This window comes from Oleiphilus sp. HI0043 (assembly GCF_001634935.1).
In genome coordinates this window covers 1-519 of sequence record NZ_LWEY01000856.1, presented here as the reverse complement: position 1 = coordinate 519, position 519 = coordinate 1, and the positions used below count along the sequence as shown (strand labels likewise).

Here is a 519-nt window from a genome sequence, read left to right as displayed (position 1 = left end):
ACTAAAGCTGAAGACAACGGTGACGGTAGCTACGCGATCACAGGTACTAAGATCTTCATTACAGGTGGTGACCAAGATCTTTCTGAAAACGTTATTCATTTGGTCCTCGCTAAGCTTCCTGATGCGCCTGCCGGCCCTAAAGGTATTTCTCTGTTCTTGGTTCCAAGAAACAAGGTTGATGAGAACAACGTTGTTGGCGAGAACAATAATGTAACGGTTGGCTCTATCGAGCATAAAATGGGTATCAAAGCTTCTGCAACCTGTGTCATGAACTTTGACGGCGCTCAAGGCTGGTTGGTTGGTGAGATTAACCAAGGTCTAAACGCAATGTTCACAATGATGAACTACGAGCGTTTGAGTGTTGGTATTCAGGGCTTAGGTGCTGCTGAGCGTTCATACCAGAATGCTGTTGAGTATGCATTGGATCGAATTCAGGGTAGAGCGGCAACAGGCCCGGCTCAACCTGAAAAGGCTGCTGACCCACTAATCGTGCATCCTGATATTCGCCGTATGTTGATG

At 46.8% G+C, this 519-nt stretch carries 1 protein-coding gene; it reads left to right on the top strand.

Translation table 11 applies throughout. The annotated features are described in order from the left end of the window. Nucleotides 1-519: acyl-CoA dehydrogenase family protein (locus tag A3729_RS09660; protein WP_197475742.1), on the top strand; the 519-nt coding region annotated here is incomplete at both ends.